We start from the raw sequence: 20,938 nt of genomic DNA, 5'->3' as shown, positions 1-20,938 counted from the left end.
CGCTGTGACGAAGATACTGTTCTTCGGTCGGCTTGCGGGGCTGGAGGCCGACATGCCCGACACGCCGGTCGGGTCCGACGCATTTCGACTCGCGATCGAGGCGCAGCTTCCGCAATTGGCGGCGCCCGGCATCAACATGGCGGTCAACCAGCAGATCGTGCGCGCGGACATCGTCATCCAGCCTGACGACGAAGTGGCGTTCCTGCCGCCGATGAGCGGCGGATGATCCGGATCAGCGCCGAACCGATCGATCCGTCTGCATTGCTGGACGAATTCCATCGGACTGTCCGGGCGGGGGCGACGGCCGTCTTCGTCGGCACCGTTCGTGCCGACGATGGGGTCGTCGCGCTGACCCTGGAGCATTATCCCGGCTTCACCGAGCGCGAGATCGAGGCCATGACGGCGGGCGTGTCCAGCCGCCACGGCCTGTCGGGCGCAATGGTCGTCCACCGGGTAGGGCGGATGACGCCGGGCGATCCGATCGTCTTTGCCGCCACCGCGTCAGACCACAGGCGCGCGGCAATGTCCGGGCTTGAGGAGCTGGTCGACCGGCTGAAGACCGAAGCGCCGTTATGGAAAAAGGAAGAAACCGCTCACGGCATGCGCTGGGTTGAACCAGTAGCGTCCGATCGCCAGGCGGTGGATCAGTGGAAGGAGCGGGCGTGAGCGAAGAAAAGGTGGGGATCGCGGTGCTGACGATCAGCGATACGCGCGACGAGGCGAGCGACACGTCAGGTGCCTATCTGGCCGGGGCGGTCGAGGCCGATGGCCACCGCCTGGCGGCCAAGCGGATCGTCCCGGATTCCATCGAGGCCATTCGCGAGGCGGTCATGGCATGGGCTGCGGACCCCGCCGTCGACGTCATCGTGTCCACCGGCGGAACCGGCCTGACCGGCCGCGACGTCACGCCGGAGGCGGTGTTGCCGCTGTTCGACAAGGTGATCGACGGCTTTCCGGCCGTCTGGCACGCGATCAGCTTCGACAGCATCGGCCTGTCGACCTTGCAGTCGCGCGCCTGTGCCGGGATCGTCAAGTCGACCCTGGTATTCTGCTTCCCGGGATCGGGCGGGGCGGTGCGCGACGGGTGGACCAAGCTGCTGTCCAAACAGCTCGACCGATCGACGCGACCCTGCAATTTCGTCGAGATCATGCCGCGGCTGTCCGAACGATGAGCGATCTCACCCATATCGATCGCGACGGACGCCCGCGCATGGTCGACGTCGGCGCCAAGCCGATCACCGATCGGGTTGCCCGCGCCAGCGGGATGGTGCGCATGAGTGCGGCCGGCATGGAGGCTGTGGCCAATGGCGGGAGCAAGGGCGACGTCTGCCGCATCGCCGAGCTTGCCGGCATCATGGCAGCAAAGAAGACGGCCGACCTTATCCCATTGTGTCATCCATTGCCGCTGACGTCGGTGAAACTGCGGGTGTGGCCCGATGCCGCCGCGTCAGCGGTCCGGATCGAGGCCGAAGCGGCCTGCAGCGGCCGCACGGGCGTGGAGATGGAGGCGCTGACTGCGGTCAGCGTGGCCGCGCTGACCGTTTACGACATGGTGAAGGCGGTTGACCGTAGCATGGTGATCGATGCCGTCCGGCTGGACGCCAAGCAGGGCGGACGCAGCGGCGATTGGGAGCGCGCCGATTGATCGCGTTCGATGAGGCGGTCGCGATCCTCAAGGCGCGAGCCGGGACGCTCGATATCGAGGAGGTCGGCCTAAACCAAGCGTTGGGCCGTGTGCTTGCCGAGGACGTGATCGCGACGCATCGTCAGCCACCCGATCCGCGATCGATGATGGACGGCGTCGCCATCGCGTCCGATGGGGCCGAACCGGGCCAGGTCTATCATATCGTCGGCACGATCCACGCCGGTGACGACGCCGATGCCCTGACGCTGGACGACGGGGCGGCGATCCGCGTAGCGACCGGTGCTGTCGTTCCGGGCCGGGCCCGGACCATCGTCCCGCTGGAAAATTACCGGATTGATGGCGATCGACTGACCATCGTCGAACGCTCGCCGGGCGGCCGGTTCATGCGGCGCGCAGGGGCCGATTTCGACATGGGCGAACGCTTGCTGGATGCGGGGAGCTTACTGACGCCGGCCGCACTGGCGCTCGCCGCTGCTGCCAATCGGGCAAGCCTGCGTGTCCGTCGTCGCGCTCGCGTTGCGATCGTCGCCAGCGGGAATGAGCTGGTGGAGCCGGGGCAGCCCATGTCGGCCGGGCGTACCATCGACAGCGCCACGCCCATGATCACCGCGCTGTGCAGCCAATGGAACGGCGACGCGCTGCCCTCCGTCCGGCTGGGCGACGATGCCGTGGCAATCGAGACGGCGATCGAGCGGTTGTCAGAACAATCCGACCTGATCGTGGCCATCGGCGGTGCATCGGTCGGCGAGCGCGATCATCTGCGCCCGGCGGCCCGCGCGCTCGGATACGAGCTGGTGTTCGAAAAGGTGCGGGTGCAACCCGGGAAACCCTGCTGGTTCGCGGCGCGCGGATCGCAAATGATCCTCGGGCTTCCCGGCAATCCGGCCTCGGCGTTTGTTTGCGCCCACCTGTTCCTGAACGCGCTGCTGACCGCAATGACCGGCGGCGGGCGCGATGCGTCGCCCTTGTCAGGTCGGCTGATCGGCGGCGCATTGTCGTCGGGCAATCGCCGCCTGTTCGCGCGGGCCAAGGCCTGGGTCGAAGGCGGACAGCTGTTCGCGTCGGCCTTCGCCGACCAGGACAGCGGGCTTCAGAAAGTGCTGGGCTGGTCGAACGCGTTGATCGAAGTGCCGGAAGACAGTGAGGTCGGGGAGGGCGACGAGGTGGCCATCCACCTCACCGGCGAGCTGGGCTAGATCCCGGCGTACCAGTGATAGTCGGCGCGGTCTTCCCACGCGCCGCCCTTGCCGCCGTAGAGATCGTCGAGCCGCTCGCGCGCTTCGATCCGCATGACATATTTGGCCTGTTTGTAGCCCAGCTGCCGCTCGACCCTTAAGCGGATCGGGGCGCCATGCTGGACCGGCAGCATCTGGCCGTTCATCCGCCAGGCGAGGATCGTCTGCGGATGGAAGGCATCGACCAGGTCGATCGATTCATAATAGGGATTGGCGCCCATACGGTCGGCGCAGTGGAAGACGATGAACCGTGCCCGCGGGGAAAGCCGGGCGGCGTCGAGCAGGCGCGACAATTGGGGTCCGGCCCATTTGCCGATCGCCGACCATCCTTCGACGCAATCGTGGCGTGTGGTCTGTTCGCGGGTCGGCATCGACTGCAGCTGCGCTAGGCTGAGGCGCAGGGGGCGTGCGACCAGCCCATCGACCACCAGCCGCCAGTCGGCGAAGCGATTGGCAACATGAGCCTGATATTCGTCGCCGCCGGGATTGATGTTGCCGTTGGCGCGAAACACCGGGGACATCTGGTCGGGCCGATATTCGCGGGCCAGTTCGTTGCGGCCGGTAATCAGTCGCTGGCTGCGGTAATGCAGCTGGTCGCCGAAGCGCAGCGCTTCGCGGAAGTCCGGATTGGCGTTGAATTTGTCGCAGCCGGTCAGGATCAAGCCGCCGGCCCCTGCGGTCAGCCCGGCCAGGAATTGGCGGCGCGGAAGGATCGTATCGTCCATGACCGTCAGTTCCTTTCCTTAGGGAGGCGATAGCGGCCGGTGATCATCGACCGGACTTCGTTGATCGGGCCGGCGAGGATCACCATCAGGATATGTACGCCGAAAAAGCCGGTGAGCAGCATTGCCGCGATGAAGTGGAGCGAGCGCGCCGACTGGCGCCCCCCGAACAGGTCGAGCAGCGGCGTCATTCCGGCGTTGAGGTTAGGCGACATGGTCAGCCCGGTCAGGATGACCAGCGGCAGCAGCACGAACAAGACGCCGACGTAGGACAGCTTTTGCAGGATGTTGTAGTTCAACGCCTCAGCGCCGGTGGGAAAGCGCAGGCGCGCATGTTCCTTGATGTCGTGCCACAGGTGCGACGGGCGGACCTCATCAAGCCTTATCCTGAGGTCGCGGACGATATGGCGATTGAACAGCGACCAGAGCATGTAGATCGTCAGCGGTACCGCCAGGATCCAGGCGAAGGCGAAGTGCCACAGCCGGGCGTCGGCCAGGCTATATTCCGAAGGGATGGTTATCCAATAGGGGAAGGCACGGTGTTGCACCTTGCCCGCCTTGTCCGTCCACACGCCGAGGACGCCGGTGGTGTCGACCTTCACCGACCCGACCCGGACATAGCCTTCGTCGCCCTGTGATCCGATCATCAGCCAGGGATGATCGAAATTGGCCCCATACTCGCCCCAATAGAGGCGAGGATGGGCGTTGAAGATCATCAGCCCGCTCATCAACAGGATGAACAGCGCAACTACATTGGTCCAGTGCCACAGCCGCGTCGATAGGCGATGACGGCGAACGAGGTCGCCGCCTTTGGGTTCTACCCGGTCAGTGGGGGGCGACGGCGCGGGAACCGCTGTTGCGGCAGGCGGCACGTCGTCGGAATGCGTCTCAACCGTCATGGACTTCCCCTCGTCCGGCCAGCCGATGCTCTCGCATTTTTGATGGACTGTCCATCATGGCTTACGGCGAATTTTCGCGCCGCTCGGCAGCGGGTTCGGGGCGTTGGGACGGAAGGTTACACGCTCGATCGCGAGTGACCGTGAAAAGAAAAAGCCCGCCGGATGGCGGGCTTTTGAAAGGAATGGTGGAGCCGAGGGGGATCGAACCCCTGACCTTCGCAATGCCATTGCGACGCTCTCCCAGCTGAGCTACGGCCCCGTTCCGGAGGCGCCTTTAGGGGATGCTTTGGCGTCTGCCAACCACCTATTTTCCGGACGCGCCTTTTTTCATCCCCGTTGCTTTGGCGATCGCCCGCTCCAGTCGGGCGATGCGATCATCGAGCGCCTGTTCCTTGGCTTCGCGGCGGCACACCACGTCGACCGCGCGCCCGATCGGCGACGAAAAGGCGCTAAGCGCTTCGCGCTCGTCCTTGTTGTACCCCGACCCATCGGGGCGCGGCCCCAATACCAGCTCGCCGACGGGACTGCCGCTTCCGGCAGCGGTAAGCGGCACGGCATATTCATAGGTCGAACAATCATGGCCGCTGTTGGCCACGACGCTTCCGCCCACCCGCAATTCGCAGCCGGTCGCGCGAACGCCGTTGCTGAGCCGGGTGACGACCGCATCGCCAAGTTCCTTTAGCGTGGCGGTCTCGCGCAGATCGTCCACCACAGCGGGCAGCTCGACACGGAGTAACTGCAGAGTCGAGTGAAACTTCCGTTCCGCCCAATGGTGGATGCGGTTGTGCATCGGCGCGATGATGGCCGCGGCGATCGCGGCCGCGCCGGCGCCAGAAATCATCCGCATTTCCTCACCGAAATATTCTTCGCTGGCGATTTCGGCGAGCTTTTCGACACCAGCGAAGACGGCGATGAAGCCGACGGTCATTGCGCCATAGGCGGCCGACCGGCTGATGATGGTGTCTACGTCGTATAGGCGATAGCGAAGGATGCTGACGACCAGCCCCATCGCCATCACGATCATCCCCAGCGCAAAGGCAATTTGCGACGCCAGGTTGACCAGGATCGCGAAGGCAGTGTGACTGCGGTCGGCACCGCCGATAAGCCATAGGATCATGCCGACAAAGATCATGCCGAAGCCCGTCAGCAGCCCGAACATGGCCGCGCGGACCTGCAGCTGACTTTGGTCGTTGGCGAGACTCTGCCGCCGTCGCCAGAGCACGACAAGCGGCAGCGCGGCGCTAAGCAAGAGAACCGGCTGAAAAAAATCGCGCCATGGCGATTGATCTAGTGCCAGCGCCACGATCACAAGGACGATCGATAATTTGGCCAACTTGCCGCGGACGGCACCGTCGGGAAACACCACGATAGCCAGGAATAGGCCGAAAACCCACAGCGGACTGAGCAAGCGGTTCAATACGAAAATCAAGGTCTGGTTGGTGTAGGCAAGGTTGGCCGCGGCGGTGCTGCTTGCCATCAGCGCGAAGGTACATGCCAGCAAGACGACGATCGTTTCCTTTCGACGGCTGCGGAACAGCAGCGCTGCGGCGGTCAGCAGCGCGAAGGCCGGCAGAAGCGCCGTGGCGCTGTCGATGATCTGGTAAGTCCTTGAACTGAGCCCGGTAACCGACGTCGCTTCGTCCATATTGGCCTCCAGCCGCGTCAGGCGGTGGTTGGCCCTAACCCCTTTGTTATCGACCGTGGTCAGCGTGATGGTGGCGCCTTCCGGGCGAACAAGCGCCTGCTGGATGGCGTCGATGTCGGCGAGATTGTCACTAATCGGGCGGCCGTCGATGGCCACGATCCGCTGGCCTTCCTTGATACCCTCCCGAACCGCTTCCTTCGTCGAACCGCTCATCAGGGTGACCTTGCCGTCGATGGCAGTCCAGCCGAGTCCCAGGTGACTGAATGGGCGAAGCGATTGACGCTCGTAAAAGCGCATGCCGCCAACGACATTGGCGATGATCGAGGCTGCGATTATCGTCAGCCAGATGACGCGGATCGTCGGCCACAACCGGTCAGGGATTTTCGGCAATATCCAAGGTCGATCGGACGAAGCGTCCGGCTCAATCGGAATCGAATCGATGGACGTGGTCGCCATACGCACTTCCCCCCCGCGACAAAGGCTAACGCAGATTAAACAAAAACCCGCCCCTGCCAAGACAGGAGCGGGTCTGAATGATGTGCGGCCGATGACCGGTGGGATCTTAGTTTTCTTCGTCCTCGTCGCCGGTCGCAACGCCCAGGTCGTCGTCGCCGGTCGACAGGTCGACTTCGTCGTCCGCGCTCGGCTCTTCGTCTTCGTCGATCGCCAGATCATCGGCGCCGAGGTCTTCATCGTCCTTGACCGGCTTGTCGGCCTGCACCGCTTCGTAGGGAAGCGGCTGCTTGGACTTAAGCACTGGTTCCGGATGCCACTGGTTACCGCATTCGATGCAGGTGACCGGTTCGTCCTTGGTGAGGTCGTAAAAGCGGGTCGAGCACTTGGGGCAGGTGCGCTTGGTGCCCCATTCGGGTTTGACCATCGGGTCTTCACTCCATGAGAATCTTGAGGTTAGCGGAACGCTTGGCCCGCAAAGTGGGCGCGCCTTGCCATAGGTGCAAGGCCCTGTCAAAGCGACGGCGTCATGGCCAGCCGTACCGTTCCCCTCGTCATCGCCGTCGACGGCCCCGCCGCCAGCGGTAAGGGCACCATCGCCAAGGCGCTGGCCCGCCACTACGACCTGCCGCACATGGACACTGGCCTGCTCTACCGGGCGGTGGCGCTCAGCCTGTTCCGTTTCGGCGGCGACGCGGCCAGCGAGTTCGAGGCGCTGCGCGCGGTGGATGGCCTGGCGCAAATCGACATGGGCGACGAAGAATTGCGCAGCGAAGTCGTCGGCTCGCTCGCCAGCCGTATCTCTGCCTATCCCGCGGTCCGCGCGGCCCTGCTCCAACGGCAGCGTCAGTTTGCGGCGCAGGATGGCGGCGCGGTGCTCGACGGCCGCGACATCGGGACGGTGATCGCTCCCAACGCGACCGCTAAGCTGTTCGTCACCGCGTCCGCCGAGGTGCGCGCGCGCCGCCGGCTGGCCGAGCTGGAAGGTCGGGGCATGCCGGCGCATTACGACGACGTATTGCTCGACATCCGCGCCCGCGACGCCCGCGACGCCGGCCGCGATTCGGCGCCGCTGGTGCAGGCTGACGATGCCGACCTGCTGGACACTAGCGAGCTGGGCGTTGACGCGGCGATCGCGGCCGCGATCGCGCTGGTCGATGCGCGCCTTGCGATCGCCTAGCGGTCGTTCAGCAGGAAAACGACGTAGCCACGAAAATTCGGCTCGTCGGCCAACCCTGCCGGCTCATGCCACCGGCCGTTGTCGACCAGCCCAACTTTGAACGGCAATGGGAATCCTTTCATCCGCCGGAAATAGGCTTCGTAGCCGGGGATGGTCGTGCGTCCTTGGTAGGTCTGGATCACGACCTCGTCGACGATCCCGCCGAGGCGCTTTAGCGCCGCCGGGTCGCCGTTGGCGCTCCAGTCCATCAGGCCGGTGATCGACAATTTGTAGCGGCGAGGCAGCGCCGAGCGCAACCGGGAGAGGAAATCGGCATAGCCGTCGAGCCCCCTCGTGGCCGCATCGAAATCGACCTGCAGGCCGTCGACCCTGTTGCCCGCAGCAGCCCAGCGATCGAGGCGGGCCACGATGTCGGAATGTGCACCCGCAGGCCAGTCCAGCGTGTCGGTTCTGACGACTAGCCAGAGGTGCGGATTCGGCGCCTTGGGCATTGCGATTCGTAGAGGCGCGAAGCGGGCGGGCCGTCCGCGAATTTCCCCATCGAGGATGTAAACCGTCGATGCCTTGCGCACCGCGTCGGTCGGGCGGACGCCTGCCCACAGCCAGACGCTGTCGTAGCGGGCGGCCTCGACACGGTCCGGATCGGCTTTTCCGCACCCCGCCATGGCCAGCGCCGCCAGCGCAACCCACAACAGCCTACCAATAATATTTGAGCTCCTTGGCCCAGATGCTGTTGCCGAAACGGGTCTTCAGCCGCTGGAACCACGCCTTGCGCGTCGCCTTCGGGACGACGTCGCCGCCGCAATCATTGTTGCCGCTCGGCTCGTAGCAGCGGATGGCCCGGTTGAGCGCGAAGGCCTTGTCGTCGTCGCTGGCCGCCGGGCTGTCCATCACCAGCTGGTAAATGCGCGCGCGGGTCAGCGGCTGGCCGGCATATCCGGAGCGTCGGTTGGCGACATAGCTGCCGGTGTTGCGATCATAATGCTCGTCCCAGCTGTCGTACCCGCCGCGGCGGAATTCGGCGAGGCAGAGCAGAGGCCGGATGGCACCGGGATTGGCCGCCAGCGCGCCGACGGTGGTGCGCAGGGTCGGGCAGCCCTTGGTGGCACCTGCATCGATGGCAAACTCCTCGATCGGCGGTTCACCCATCTCGGTCGTCCATTGCGCGTCGTAGCTTTCGGTCGTCCAATTGATGTCGCCGCGCTTTGCCGGGCGGTTCTTGAGCGCGGGCGCAATCAGCAGCTGGTCGGCGAGGAAATCGCGGTACTGGCCGTAGTGCAGGTCGTTTCCGACCAGCATGTACAGCGCGATCTCCCGCTCGCCGCGGGTCTTGCCGTCCTTGACCAGACGGCGCAGCTCAGCGGCGTTGGCGTCGATTTCGATGATCCGGCTTCTCAGAAGCGGGTGGGCGATCGGGCTGCCGCTTTCTAGCAGCCGACCCGCGACCCCCGCGTCATGGTCGAATTTGTAGATGGCAAGCTCGACTGCGCCGCGCTGGTAGGGCTGAGTGGCGCCGGGCAGCAGGCTGACCCAGAAGACGCGGGCGTTGCGGTCCTTGACCGCCGTCAGTGCAAGGCCGCGAAGCATCTGTCGGCTGAATTGCAGGTAGCTGAAGCGTTGCTGGTGCGCCGAGTCCGGAATGAGGGCCAGCACCTCGGCCGGCTTGTTGCGCCCGAAAAAGGCTTCGGCCGCGAGCAGGTAGGAATAAAGCTCCGGCTCGGCCGCAAACACGGGCCGCTGCTTTTCGAGGTCGGCGCGGGTCAGCAAAGGACCGACAGCCTGCCGATCAGTGTCCCAGAATTCCGCCGCGCGCAGCCGTTTGAGATCGGCAACCGCAAGCAGGACCGGATCGGTCATGCGCGAAACGCTTTTCGCCGGGAACAGGCGTCGGTCGATTTCGGTGATGACGTCGAGGTTGGGAAGGGCGCCGCGCCGGCTGCTGTCGCGGAGCAGGGCGGCATAGGCACCACTCATCGCCGCTTCGTCGCCGCGCAGCCATGCAACTCGGCGGGAAAGCCCGGTCGCCGACGCGGCGTAGCGTCCGTTCGGAAAGACCCGAAGATAGGCCAGCCGCGCTGCATCGGCAGCGTCGAGCGCCGCCCGGTCCTTGTTCAGCGGGACGTCGAGGCTGCCATATTCATCGAGGTTCTTGTCGATCGCCGCGAGCAGGCCGTTGCGGAAGATCATGTAACGCCCGGTCTCGCTGGCCCAACCGGCTTTTCCGTCGGCGGCGCGAGCGAAGTGCGCTGCGGCCTCGTCGAACTGCTCTGCGTAGAACAGGCGGCTGCCCTCAAGGTACGCCGCATAGCCACGGCCGGCGGGGGAGGTCACACCGCCAAGGTCGAGGGAGAGGGTCTTGGCCTTGTCGCAGGCCGCCGCGAGGGATTTGCGGGTAGCGACAAGGATAGTCGCTTCCCTAGCGGGAACGGCCCGATCCTTCGTCACGGCATCGACGAACTGGTCAGTAGCGGGTTGGCTGGCGTAGCAGAGTCCGTAGTTGCTCGACGAGCCATAGTCGCTACCCGGCACATAGGGTTGCGCGCCGGTCGCCTGCTCTGTCGCATCGCTTTCGGCCGGCGGCGCCGGGAACAGTCGGTCCTTGAACGCATCCCATGACATTTCGATGGGGATCCAGCCGGTCATCTTGGCGGGCTGTGCGACCTCCGTTCCCGACCGGTCGGCCATCAGCAGGATGAGGTTGCTGCGGGTATCGTTCGACGGGCTGAGCATGGCGATGCCGTTCTGCGGCGCCCACTTGCTCTCGTAGCTCCAGTCGCCGCCGCAGGCGATGGCGATCGCTGCCAGTGCCCCGGCTGCCATCATGAAAAGCGCCACGCGGCGCGCGCGAATGTCCCCCGTCATACCGGCAAGATTATGCCGCCGACGCGGCGGCGTCACGGCCAAATTTCAGCGCGTCGCGACGGTCGAAAAAGCCAGCTGGCGTGTCTGCGGATCGGCAGCGTCGAGCCGGACTTCGATCCGGTCGCCCGGCGCCAGTCCGTCGGTCTTCACCCGCGCGACGACGGGTTCGCCGCATAGCTGGATCCGTGCACCCCGGTCGTCGATGTCGGTCACCACCGCGTCGAACGTCTTGCCGGTCATGGGCTCGAGCACGACCGTCTCGGCGAGATCCACCGCCGCTCGTTCGATCTGTCCGCCGAGCCCGTCGGCCTTGGCCATTACGTCGGGCAGCTTGGCGAAGGCGGCGGTGACCGATTCCGGCACGGGTTCGCCATTGGCCACGGCCAGTGCAGCCATCACGACGTAGCGGTCGGCGAGGCGTCGGAGCGGCGCGGTTGCGTGGACGTAGGTCGCTGCCATCGCGCTGTGCCACGGCTTCACGCCTTCCTTGAAGGGCTCGTACAGTGCGCCGGGGCTGGAGCGGCGGATGGCAAGGACCAGTGCGGCCTGCCTGGGATCATGCTGGTCGAGCGATGCTTCCATTTCTTCGAGCCCGCGCTTCTTCGGCCAATCGATGCCGAGCGCCTTGGCGGTATGGCGCAGGCGGCGGATGGCCCAGTCGCCGGGCCCGCCCATGGTGCGGAACAGCCCAGTGTGATGGGCGTACAGCAGGTCCGCGACGGCCATGTTGGTGGCGAGGCTGAGGGCTGCGTTCTGAAGCTCCGCCTTGGTTTGCGGCCGCATTTCGAGCTTGTAATGGCCGTTGTCGCGGACGACCTCCTGCTCGGGCGGGTCGAGCCGCGACGCACCGCGCGCCGCCTCGGCCGCTTCGATGCGGCGTGCGATCTCGTCGAAGCCTTGCGGCAATTGGTTGGGGGTGACGCCGTCATAGGCGAGCTTCGCCCGGCTGCGGACGACGCAGCGTTCGACGCCATCCAGCTTGACCTTGCCGTCGGGGGCGATGCGCACGGTGAAGACCACTGCCGGCCGGTCCTGGTCGGGCAGCAGGCTTGCCGCGCCTTCACTGAGGATCGGTGGATAAAGGCTGACCTTGCCGTCGGGCAGATATTGCGAGGTACCGCGCACCCAAGCTTCGCGGTCCATCGGCCCGCCATCGGCCACGAACCAGGCGACGTCGGCGATGGCGTAGCGCAGCACCATGTCCGCACCGTCGGTCTCGATCGCGAAGGCCTGGTCGAGGTCCATCGAGCTGGCCGGGTCGAGGGTGACGAAGGGCAGGGCGGTGAGGTCGCGATGGTCGGTCGGCGCCTTGCCGGCCGCCGCCTTCGCCTCCGCCAGCGCATCGGCGGGAAAGTCGGTCGGAAGGCGATATTGCTCGCGGATCGCGCGCAGGCCGGCTTCCAGGATACAGTCGGGATCGCGCAGGGCCTTCATCGCAGCTGTGTCTAGCCGCTTGGCGTGAAGGCGGCAAACTTGCCCTTTGCGCCCCCTTGGCTTATAGGCGCGCCCGTCCGGCGAGGGGTTATCGCTCGCGGATGCCCGCAACCACGCGAGCGCGCATGTTCGGCCTGGGCCGCAAGGCCGGGCCCATGTCGCACTTTTCGCATGGGGGCAGCCGTTGGTCGACCTTCAGTTGGATGCCTTTCCGGCATGGGGCCAGAGGGGCGGAACATGGGTTTTCCAAGCCCGCCAGATGGTAAGCCGACCATGGTGGTCCGGCTGGCGGCCTGCCCGATTTTTGAAAGTCATTATTGCATGGCCACTACGGCATTTCCGAGCCGCGACGATTTCGCGGCGATGCTCAACGAACAACTTGGTGGTGAAAACGAGGCCTTCGAAGGCCGCGTGGTCAAGGGTACCGTCACCGCCATCGAAAACGACCTCGCCGTCATCGACGTCGGCCTGAAGTCGGAAGGCCGCGTCGCGCTGCGCGAATTCGCCGCGCCGGGCCAGAAGGCCGATCTCAAGGTCGGTGACGAAGTCGAAGTCTATGTCGACCGCGTCGAAAACGCCAATGGCGAAGCCATGCTCAGCCGCGACCGCGCTCGCCGCGAAGCCGCATGGGACAATCTTGAAAAGGAATTCGAAGCCGGCAACCGCGTCGACGGCGTGATCTTCGGCCGCGTCAAGGGCGGCTTCACCGTCGACCTCGGCGGCGCCGTGGCCTTCCTGCCCGGTTCGCAGGTCGACATCCGCCCGGTCCGCGACGTCGCGCCGCTGATGGACATCGCCCAGCCGTTCCAGATCCTGAAGATGGACCGTCGCCGCGGCAACATCGTCGTGTCGCGCCGCGCCATTCTCGAAGAAACCCGCGCCGAACAGCGTTCGGGCCTGATCCAGAGCCTTGAAGAAGGCCAGGTGATCGACGGCGTCGTCAAGAACATCACCGACTACGGTGCGTTCGTCGACCTCGGCGGCATCGACGGCCTGCTGCATGTCACCGACATCAGCTACAAGCGCGTCAACCACCCGAGCGAAGTGATCGCCATCGGCGACACCGTGAAGGTCCAGATCATCCGCATCAACCGCGACACCCAGCGCATCTCGCTCGGGATGAAGCAGCTTGAATCGGATCCGTGGGAAGGCGCCGCTGCCAAGTACCCGATCGAAGGCACCTTCACCGGCCGCGTCACGAACATCACCGAATATGGTGCGTTCGTCGAACTCGAACCGGGCATCGAAGGCCTGGTCCACGTTTCGGAAATGAGCTGGACCAAGAAGAACGTCCACCCGGGCAAGATCGTCAGCACTTCGCAGGAAGTCGAAGTCAAGATCCTCGAAGTCGACGAAGAAAAGCGTCGCATTTCGCTGGGCCTCAAGCAGGCCCAGGCCAACCCGTGGTCGGACTTCGCCGAGAAGCACCCGGTCGGCACCGAAGTCGAAGGCGAAGTCAAGAACGCCACCGAATTCGGCCTGTTCATCGGTCTTCCGGGCGACGTCGACGGCATGGTCCACATGTCGGACATCGCCTGGGGCGTGTCGGGTGAAGAGGCGCTGGCGCTTCATCACAAGGGCGAAACCGTCAAGGCGGTTGTCCTCGACGTCGACGTCGAAAAGGAACGCATCAGCCTTGGCATGAAGCAGCTTGAGCGCGGTGGCGTTTCGGCCGCTGCGGCCTCGGGCGGCGCGGGCGTCAACAAGGGCGATGTCGTCACCGTCACCGTCCTCGAAGTCCGCGACGGCGGCCTCGAAGTGCAGGTCGGCGACGACGGCGCAACCGGCTTCCTCAAGCGCACCGATCTTGGCCGCGACCGCGACGAACAGCGTCCGGAACGCTTCCAGGTCGGCCAGAAGTTCGACGCGATGGTCACCGGCTTCGACCGGTCGAAGAAGCCGAACTTCTCGATCAAGGCGATGCAGATCGCCGAAGAGAAGCAGGCCGTTGCCCAGTACGGCAGCTCGGACTCGGGTGCGTCGCTCGGCGACATCCTCGGCGCCGCGCTGAAGGAAAAGGAAGCCAAGAAGAAGTAAATTGCTTCCAATGGCTTAAGTGTCCTTTGGGGCACAGGAACGAAGGGCGTGGATGCGTTTTGCATCTGCGCCCTTTTCCTTTGGGAAAGTCGCTGATAGGCAAGCGTCGATACGCCGGGGGGCGTCCAACAAATTGATTCACGCGGGGACTTCGATGATCCGTTCCGAACTGGTGCAAAAACTGTGCAACGACTTTCCCGATCTCACCCAGCGCGAGGTCGAAAATGTCGTGAGCGCCCTGTTCGATTCCATCACCGACCAGCTGGCCAAGGGCGGCCGCGTCGAGCTGCGCGGTTTCGGCGCCTTTTCGACCCGCCAGCGCGACGCCCGCGTCGGTCGCAACCCGCGTACTGGCGAGCCGGTCGACGTGGATGCGAAGCGCGTGCCCTACTTCAAGCCGGGCAAGGAAATGCGCGAGCGGTTAAACCTGGGCGGCGACGCCTGAGGCTAAACACGGCCCGGCCATGATCGAATAAGCGGACGTGGCGAAATGGTAGACGCTGGAGACTTAAAATCTTCTTCCCGCAAGGGAGTGTGGGTTCGAGTCCCACCGTCCGCACCAAAGATTAAACGCGGCTGATTTCAGCAATTTATTAAGCAGTTTGAACTAGCCCGCTTCTGGTGGGCAAGTTTGTAGCGTCTTTCTTCTCTGGCCGACGGAGCCAGTCCGTGCCCCGCGCGGCGCGAACCGACTGGTTCGTGCTCGCAATTCTCGTCGCCGCGGTGGCGATGCTGATCTGGAACGGCAGCGACTTCTTCATCCGCATCACCTCGGCGGGCGGCCGGCTCGGCGCCGAAGCCAAGATTGCGGCGACCGCGCTCACGCTCAACGTCGCGCTGATCCTATTCGGCTGGCGTCGCTACGGCGACCTGCTGCACGAAGCGAGCATGCGCCGCGACAGCGAGGCGCGGGCGGCACTGATCGCCTCGACCGATGCGCTGACCGGTCTTCTGAACCGCAAGGGCTTTGCCGACGAGGGCGAGGCGATGCGCGCGGGTGCGCGCAGCGACGGTCGCCACCTCGCGGTGATGTCGATCCAGCTCAACCGCTTCAAGGCAGTCAACGACCGCCATGGCTATGACGTTGGCGACAAGGTCATCCGCGCGATGGCCGAAACGCTGGTCGAAGGTGCGGGGCCGGAAGCGATTGTGGCACGACTGTCCGGCGATGAATTCGCGATCGCCATGCCCTGCGATGGCGACCAGGACGCTAGCGTCGTGTCCAGTGCCGAACGCATCCTGCGATCGCTTACCCGCCCAATCCTTGTGGACGACAAGATGATCCAGGTTGGGGCGTTCATCGGGATCACCTGGTCTGACCCCGACCTCGGCCAGGTCCGCGATCACCTTCGCCGCGCCGACATTGCGCTCGACCATGCCCGATCCACCTGTTCGGTCCGGCCGATCTGGTTCGACGACAGCATGGAGCGCGCAATGATCGCGCACAGCGAGCTCGAGCAGGGGATCCGTCACGGTCTCGAGCATGGGCAATTCGTTCCGCACTTCGAACCGCAGGTCGACTTGCTGACCGGCGGCATCGTCGGGTTCGAGGTGCTGGCGCGCTGGCAGCATCCGCTGGGTGGCCAGATCGGGCCAGACGTGTTCATCCCCATCGCCGAGGAATATGGATTGATCGGTCGCCTGTCGGAACAGGTGATGCTCGCCGCAATGCGCCAGGCGGCATCGTGGGACCCGGCCATCCAGCTGTCGGTCAACATCTCGCCGCGTCAGCTCGGCGACGGGTGGCTGGCACAGCGCATCGTGCGACTTTTGACCGAGGCGGGCTTTCCCGCCGATCGCCTCGTGGTCGAAATTACCGAAAGCTCACTGTTCAGCGATCTCGAACTGGCCCGATCGATCGTCACCAGCCTCAAAAACCAGGGCGTGCGTCTCGCGCTCGACGATTTCGGTACCGGCTTCTCGTCGCTGTCGCATCTCAGGGCCTTGCCGTTCGATTACATCAAGATCGATCGCTGTTTCGTGTCGACGCTCGACGAACAGCCGGAAAGCGCGGCAATCGTCCGGGCAGTGTCGACCCTCGCCGAGGCGCTCAAGGTGCCGGTCATCGTCGAAGGCATCGCCGATGCCCGCACTCACGCCGCGCTGGCCGGTTACGGCTGCGCGATCGGCCAGGGCTGGTACTTCGGCAAGCCGATGACTGCCGAGCAGGCGACCGAGCTGCTCAGGACCCGGGCAGAACGACCGGCCGAGACGCCGCAACCGCAGCGCGTACGCCGCCGCTAGGCTAATCCCATCGCTGTCCAACCGCGCCTGTCCCGCCATGGGACGGGCGGATCGTTTGCGTGCAAAAGGCCGTTGTAGGAGAAGTTAAAACAGCATTAAGCATAAGCCATGAAGACGTACCCGGTCCCATTCCCGTCGCTGCGCAGGCCGATTTTCGGCCGGGGTCGCCGCTATGTGCTGGGTACCATCGAGCAGGTGAAGCAGATCGGCGACGACACGCGCCTGTTCGTGACCACCTTCATCGGCGGCTTCCTGTTCATGACCATCTACCTGGCTTAAGGCCCGGATAGCCTCAGTCGCAGGCGAGGTGGAGTTTCCACGCCAACCACGCGCTCATCACGCTGGCGATCGCCACGATCAGCAGCGTATCGGCGACGGTGATGCCAAATTGGAGAGACCCGGTCAGCACCAGCGTCGCCGCGACCATGAAGCCCGAATTGACGATGTTGTTGGCCGCGACCGTGCGAGCCGTTTCCGACTTGGGGACGGTCGTCGTGAGGAAGGCATAGAGTGGCACCACGAACATCCCGCCGGCAATCGCCACGCCGAGCAGGTCGAGCACAATCATCCAGGCATTGGGCATGTCGAGGAAAGCATGGAGGTCGCGCAGTTCGGCTTCGGGCGCAGGCCATCCTTTCACGCGGCGGAACAGGTCGAGCACGAACAGTCCCATCGCCAACGCGCTGGCGGGCGAAAAGCGCGCGGATACGCTGCCCTTCAGCAAGCGGTTGACCGCCACCGATCCGATTGCGACGCCGATCGAGAAGGTGCCGAGGAATAAGGTGGCGACGGTCTGGTCCGCGCCGATGGCGTTTTTGACCAGCGGCGGGAATTGCGCCGCCAGCACGGCGCCCATCGCCCAGAAGAAGCTGATGGAAATGATCGCGAGGAACAGCCGCGGGATGTGCAGCGTCGCATTGACCAGGCTGATCGACGCGCGAAGGATGTGCCAGTCCATCTTGAGCGGCGGCGCGTCCCCGGCGGGCGGTGCGGACGGGACGAATTGACCGGCCACCCGGCCGAGCAACGACACGATCAGAACGCCGAGCGCGGCATATTGGGCATGGAATCCGCCCGCGTCCTCTACCACCAAGATGCCGCCGACGATCGTACCGCCGAGGATGGCCACATAGGTCCCGGCTTCGACCAGCCCGGTCCCAGCCAGAACTTCGTCACCGTCGAGATGCTGGGGCAGGATGGCGTATTTGATCGGGCCAAAGAAGGTCGAATGGACCCCCATTGCCGCCAGCGCGAGCAGCAGCAGGGGCACACTGTGCCATAGCAGGCCCGCCGCGCCGAACAGCATGATCAGGATTTCGGCGCTCTTCACGATCCTGACAATCCGCGCCTTGTCGGTCGAATCCGCCAGCTGACCCGAAAGCGCCGACAGCAGGAAGAAGGGCAGGATGAACAGCCCGCCTGCAATTGCGCTGAAGGTCGCTTCTTGGGTCGCGTCGCGATAGATGCCGTAGATGACCAGCATCACCATCGACGTGCGGAACAGATTGTCGTTGAAGGCCCCCAGAAACTGGGTCACGAACAGCGGCAGGAACCGCCGGGTGCGTAAAAGGTGGGCGCTGTCCTGCATGATTGCTGGACCTGAATAGCGGCTGGGACAGTCCCCGCAAGCCGTCAAATATGGGACTGGCGAAGCGAACACCAATGCAATAGCGGTTGGCGCAAGATGCTGACGCTGCCCAACCTGCTGACCCTGTCGCGAATCCTGGCGGTGCCGATCCTTGTCTTCCTGCTGTGGAAGCCGACCCCGGTCGATTATGCCGTCACCTATGTGCTGTACTGCGTCGTCGGGATTACAGACTATTTCGACGGTTATCTGGCGCGTGCGCAGGGGCAGATCTCGCGGCTGGGGCAATTCCTCGATCCCATCGCCGACAAGATCATGGTAGCGGCGGTCATCGTGATGCTGATGGCCTCGCGCAAGGCCAACGGCGAACCGCCGATCCTGCAGGACTTCAGCATCATTCCCGCGCTGGTCATCCTGCTGCGCGAAATCATCGTGTCGGGCCTGCGCGAATTCCTGGGACCGTTGAATGTCTCCGTGCCGGTCAGCAAGCTCGCCAAATGGAAGACGACCTTCCAGTTGACCGCACTGGGGGCACTGATCCTGGGCGGCGCGCTGCCCGCGCAGCACTGGGTTCATGTCACCGGCCTCGTCAGCCTGTGGGCCGCCGCGGCGCTGACGCTGATCACGGGCTACGACTACCTGCGGATCGGCCTCAAGCATATGGACTGAGCGTTAATCGCTTTTCTCGTTCAGCCTGACCAAGTTTAGTCGTTTCCGTCAATCAGCAGACCAGCCTAGCGTCGTTGTGAAACCCCCTCAGGAAGGATCGACGACTCATGGACGCAAAGACTGGCGATATGGGCAAATGCCCGATGCACGGCGCCGCCCGCAGCTTGCTAGGCCGCACCAACCGCGATTGGTGGCCGGACATGCTGGCGACCGAAATCCTCAATCCCAACGGTTCGAGCAACCCGATGGGCGACGATTTCGACTATGCGGAAGCGTTCAAGTCGCTCGATTATGATGCGCTGAAGGCCGACCTGACGGCGCTCATGACCGACAGCCAGCCCTGGTGGCCGGCCGACTATGGTCATTATGGTCCCTTCTTCATCCGCATGGCGTGGCACGCGGCCGGTACCTATCGCACCGCTGATGGACGCGGCGGTGCAAACAGCGGTCAGCAGCGCTTCGCGCCGCTCGATAGCTGGCCGGACAACGGGAACCTCGACAAGGCCCGTCGCCTGCTGTGGCCGATCAAGCAGAAGTACGGCAACAAGATCAGCTGGGCCGACCTGTTCATCCTGGCCGGCAACGTCGCGATCGAAAGCATGGGCGGTCCGGTGTTCGGCTTCGGCGGCGGCCGCGCCGACGTGTTCGAGCCCGAGCGCGACATCTACTGGGGCAGCGAGGACAAGTGGGTCAACGAAGGCGTCCAGACCCGCATCGACCTCGACAAGGGCATGGAAGCGCTCGAAGGCCCACTCGCCGCGATCCAGATGGGCCTGATCTACGTCAACCCGGAAGGGCCGGGCGGCAACCCCGATCCGCTGCAGTCGGCCCGCGACATGCGCGCGACCTTCGAACGCATGGCGATGAATTCGGAAGAAACCGTTGCGCTGACGGCGGGCGGGCACACCTTCGGCAAGGCGCATGGCAATGGCGATGCGTCGCTGCTCGGCGCTGCGCCGGCCGGTGGCGATCTTGCCGCGCAGGGCTTCGGCTGGGTTTCGACCCACGAGAGCGGCGGGATCGGCGAACATACCGTCACCAGCGGCATCGAAGGGTCTTGGGTGAATACCCCGACCGAATGGAGCGCCAACTATTTCCGCCTCCTGCTCGATTATGATTATGAGCTTGTTCGGTCGCCCGCCGGTGCGCAGCAGTGGCAGCCGATCAACCAGAAAGAAGAAGATATGGCCCCCGCGGCCTGGGACCCGTCGAAGAAGGTCCCGACGATGATGACGACCGCGGACATGGCGTTGAAGGTGGACCCGGAATTCCGCGCGATCAGCGAGAAGTTCCGCAACGACCATGAAGCGTTCAAGGACGCCTTCGCCCGCGCATGGTTCAAGCTGACCCACCGCGACATGGGTCCGAAGATCCGTTACCTCGGCCCGGAAGTCCCGGCCGAAGACCTCATCTGGCAGGATCCGATCCCGGCCGGCACCAAGCCGTCGGATGCCGACGTCGCGGCGGTGAAGGAGAAGATCGCGAACAGCGGCCTGACCGTCAGCCAGCTGGTCAAGACGGCATGGGCGTCGGCGTCGACCTATCGCAAGTCCGACCACCGTGGCGGCGCCAACGGCGCGCGTATCCGCCTTGCGCCGCAGAAGGATTGGGACGTCAACGAGCCGGCAGCGCTGGCCAAGGTGCTCGACACGCTCGATGGCCTGCGCGGCAACCTGTCGATGGCGGATACGATCGTCCTCGGCGGCGTGGTCGGCCTTGAAAGGGCGATCAAGGACGCGGGCTACAATATCGCGGTGCCGTTCGTCGGCGGTCGCGGGGACGCGTCGCAGGAACAGACCGACGTCGAAAGCTTCGAATGGATGGAGCCGCAGGCCGACGCCTTCCGCAACTACCTGCCCAAGAAGCTGAGCGTGAAGACCGAAGAGCTGATGCTCGACCGGGCCTCGCTGCTTGGCCTTAGCGTACCGGAAATGACGGTGCTGATCGGCGGCCTGCGCGTGCTTGGCGCCAACCATGGCGAACGCGGCCACGGCCACTTCACCAAGCGGTCGGGCCAGTTGACCAACGACTTCTTCGTCAACCTGCTCGACATGACCAATGTCTGGAAGGCGGTCGATGGCAGCGACGACGAAGAATATGTCGCCACCGACCGCAAGGGCGGCGGCGAGACGTGGCGCGCTACGCGGGCCGACCTTGTGTTCGGGTCGAACAGCGAACTGCGCGCGGTCGCCGAAGTCTATGCCGAACGCGGTCATGAAGAGAAGTTCGTAAAGGACTTCGTCAAGGCCTGGACCAAGGTCATGAACGCCGACCGTTTCGACCTCGGCAAGGGCATCCAGGCTTAACCAGCCCCCCGATGGGCCGCCG

The 20,938-nt window shown here is 64.6% G+C and carries 20 protein-coding genes and 2 tRNA genes; 13 read left to right on the top strand and 9 right to left on the bottom strand.

The genetic code is table 11. The features are described 5' to 3' along the window. Window positions 1-4: 4 nt before the first annotated feature. Genes G570_RS10870 through G570_RS10850 form a run of 5 tightly spaced genes read left to right on the top strand, consistent with a single transcriptional unit; the run spans window position 5 to window position 2,841 of the window. The gene (locus tag G570_RS10870) at window positions 5-226 is read left to right on the top strand and encodes a MoaD/ThiS family protein (RefSeq protein ID WP_037502237.1); all 222 of its coding nucleotides are present in this window, start codon (window positions 5-7) and stop codon (window positions 224-226) included. Then, window positions 223-666, top strand: coding sequence for a molybdenum cofactor biosynthesis protein MoaE (locus G570_RS10865; RefSeq protein ID WP_037502234.1), 444 nt, complete (start codon window positions 223-225; stop codon window positions 664-666). Before G570_RS10870 ends, G570_RS10865 begins: the two co-directional genes overlap by 4 nt. Beyond that, window positions 663-1,172 carry a molybdenum cofactor biosynthesis protein B gene (moaB, locus tag G570_RS10860; protein ID WP_245600292.1) on the top strand — a complete coding sequence of 170 codons (510 nt, stop codon included), beginning with the start codon at window positions 663-665 and terminating at the stop codon, window positions 1,170-1,172. The genes G570_RS10865 and moaB overlap by 4 nt, the downstream gene beginning before the upstream one ends. Further along, window positions 1,169-1,645 carry a cyclic pyranopterin monophosphate synthase MoaC gene (moaC, locus tag G570_RS10855; RefSeq protein WP_037502228.1) on the top strand — a complete coding sequence of 159 codons (477 nt, stop codon included), beginning with the start codon at window positions 1,169-1,171 and terminating at the stop codon, window positions 1,643-1,645. Before moaB ends, moaC begins: the two co-directional genes overlap by 4 nt. After that, window positions 1,642-2,841, top strand: a complete 1,200-nt coding sequence (locus G570_RS10850) for a molybdopterin molybdotransferase MoeA (protein WP_037502225.1) — start codon at window positions 1,642-1,644, stop codon at window positions 2,839-2,841. The genes moaC and G570_RS10850 overlap by 4 nt, the downstream gene beginning before the upstream one ends. Here G570_RS10850 and G570_RS10845 read toward each other — a convergent pair. From G570_RS10845 to G570_RS10825, 5 genes are all read right to left on the bottom strand, one after another. Continuing rightward, on the bottom strand, window positions 2,838-3,605 hold the full coding sequence (locus tag G570_RS10845; protein ID WP_037502222.1) for a molybdopterin-dependent oxidoreductase: 768 nt from the start codon (window positions 3,603-3,605) through the stop codon (window positions 2,838-2,840). The genes G570_RS10850 and G570_RS10845 overlap by 4 nt on opposite strands. A 5-nt stretch (window positions 3,606-3,610) precedes the next feature. Next, window positions 3,611-4,501, bottom strand: a complete 891-nt coding sequence (locus tag G570_RS10840) for a cytochrome b/b6 domain-containing protein (RefSeq protein WP_037502219.1) — start codon at window positions 4,499-4,501, stop codon at window positions 3,611-3,613. A 183-nt stretch (window positions 4,502-4,684) separates the two neighbouring features. After that, window positions 4,685-4,760, bottom strand: a tRNA-Ala gene (locus tag G570_RS10835). A 45-nt stretch (window positions 4,761-4,805) separates the two neighbouring features. Next, window positions 4,806-6,536: a S41 family peptidase gene (locus G570_RS10830; RefSeq protein ID WP_156930429.1), complete on the bottom strand. Its 1,731-nt coding sequence runs from the start codon at window positions 6,534-6,536 to the stop codon at window positions 4,806-4,808. 172 nt (window positions 6,537-6,708) lie between these two features. Beyond that, on the bottom strand, window positions 6,709-7,026 hold the full coding sequence (locus G570_RS10825; protein WP_037502214.1) for an FYDLN acid domain-containing protein: 318 nt from the start codon (window positions 7,024-7,026) through the stop codon (window positions 6,709-6,711). Window positions 7,027-7,128: 102 nt separating this feature from the next. Between G570_RS10825 and cmk the strand changes: the two genes are divergently transcribed. Next, complete coding sequence (gene cmk / locus G570_RS10820; RefSeq protein WP_037502210.1) at window positions 7,129-7,779, top strand: (d)CMP kinase; 651 nt, start codon at window positions 7,129-7,131, stop codon at window positions 7,777-7,779. Here the strand turns inward: cmk and G570_RS10815 are convergent. The 3 genes from G570_RS10815 to G570_RS10805 form a co-directional block, all read right to left on the bottom strand. Further along, window positions 7,776-8,471, bottom strand: a complete 696-nt coding sequence (locus G570_RS10815; protein ID WP_245600291.1) for a DUF3142 domain-containing protein — start codon at window positions 8,469-8,471, stop codon at window positions 7,776-7,778. The genes cmk and G570_RS10815 overlap by 4 nt on opposite strands. Window positions 8,472-8,475: 4 nt before the next feature. Then, window positions 8,476-10,614, bottom strand: a complete 2,139-nt coding sequence (locus tag G570_RS10810; protein WP_156930428.1) for a PA5441 family protein — start codon at window positions 10,612-10,614, stop codon at window positions 8,476-8,478. 72 nt (window positions 10,615-10,686) lie between these two features. After that, entirely contained in the window at window positions 10,687-12,075 is a 1,389-nt protein-coding gene (locus G570_RS10805; protein ID WP_037502204.1) for an RNB domain-containing ribonuclease, read from the bottom strand. 321 nt (window positions 12,076-12,396) lie between these two features. Here G570_RS10805 and rpsA point away from each other — a divergent pair, with 321 nt between their 5' ends. The 5 genes from rpsA to G570_RS13780 all read left to right on the top strand — a co-directional run bounded on the left by rpsA (window position 12,397) and on the right by G570_RS13780 (window position 16,635). After that, on the top strand, window positions 12,397-14,112 hold the full coding sequence (rpsA, locus tag G570_RS10800; RefSeq protein ID WP_037504115.1) for a 30S ribosomal protein S1: 1,716 nt from the start codon (window positions 12,397-12,399) through the stop codon (window positions 14,110-14,112). Between the two features lie 154 nt (window positions 14,113-14,266). Beyond that, the gene (locus tag G570_RS10795; protein ID WP_037502203.1) at window positions 14,267-14,557 is read left to right on the top strand and encodes an integration host factor subunit beta; all 291 of its coding nucleotides are present in this window, start codon (window positions 14,267-14,269) and stop codon (window positions 14,555-14,557) included. A 31-nt stretch (window positions 14,558-14,588) separates the two neighbouring features. After that, a tRNA-Leu gene (locus tag G570_RS10790) sits at window positions 14,589-14,674 on the top strand. A 107-nt stretch (window positions 14,675-14,781) separates the two neighbouring features. Next, window positions 14,782-16,356, top strand: coding sequence for a putative bifunctional diguanylate cyclase/phosphodiesterase (locus tag G570_RS10785; RefSeq protein WP_051504308.1), 1,575 nt, complete (start codon window positions 14,782-14,784; stop codon window positions 16,354-16,356). Window positions 16,357-16,464: 108 nt separating this feature from the next. Next, the gene (locus tag G570_RS13780) at window positions 16,465-16,635 is read left to right on the top strand and encodes a hypothetical protein (RefSeq protein WP_156930427.1); all 171 of its coding nucleotides are present in this window, start codon (window positions 16,465-16,467) and stop codon (window positions 16,633-16,635) included. Window positions 16,636-16,648: 13 nt separating this feature from the next. On the opposite strand, the gene G570_RS10780 is transcribed toward G570_RS13780, so the two are convergent. Continuing rightward, the gene (locus tag G570_RS10780) at window positions 16,649-17,944 is read right to left on the bottom strand and encodes an MFS transporter (RefSeq protein WP_037502200.1); all 1,296 of its coding nucleotides are present in this window, start codon (window positions 17,942-17,944) and stop codon (window positions 16,649-16,651) included. Between the two features lie 96 nt (window positions 17,945-18,040). On the opposite strand from G570_RS10780, the gene pgsA reads away from it, so the two are divergent. Further along, complete coding sequence (gene pgsA, locus G570_RS10775) at window positions 18,041-18,610, top strand: CDP-diacylglycerol--glycerol-3-phosphate 3-phosphatidyltransferase (protein ID WP_037502197.1); 570 nt, start codon at window positions 18,041-18,043, stop codon at window positions 18,608-18,610. Window positions 18,611-18,717: 107 nt separating this feature from the next. Continuing rightward, window positions 18,718-20,916 (top strand): catalase/peroxidase HPI, encoded by a 2,199-nt coding sequence (gene katG / locus G570_RS10770; protein WP_037502193.1) that lies wholly within the window; start codon window positions 18,718-18,720, stop codon window positions 20,914-20,916. Window positions 20,917-20,938: the final 22 nt, after the last annotated feature.

The sequence above is a fragment of the Sphingomonas jaspsi DSM 18422 genome, from assembly GCF_000585415.1.
In the GTDB taxonomy this organism is placed as follows: domain Bacteria; phylum Pseudomonadota; class Alphaproteobacteria; order Sphingomonadales; family Sphingomonadaceae; genus Sphingomicrobium; species Sphingomicrobium jaspsi.
Note: the sequence above shows the minus strand (reverse complement) of the source record. Positions and strands in the feature narration are given on the sequence as shown.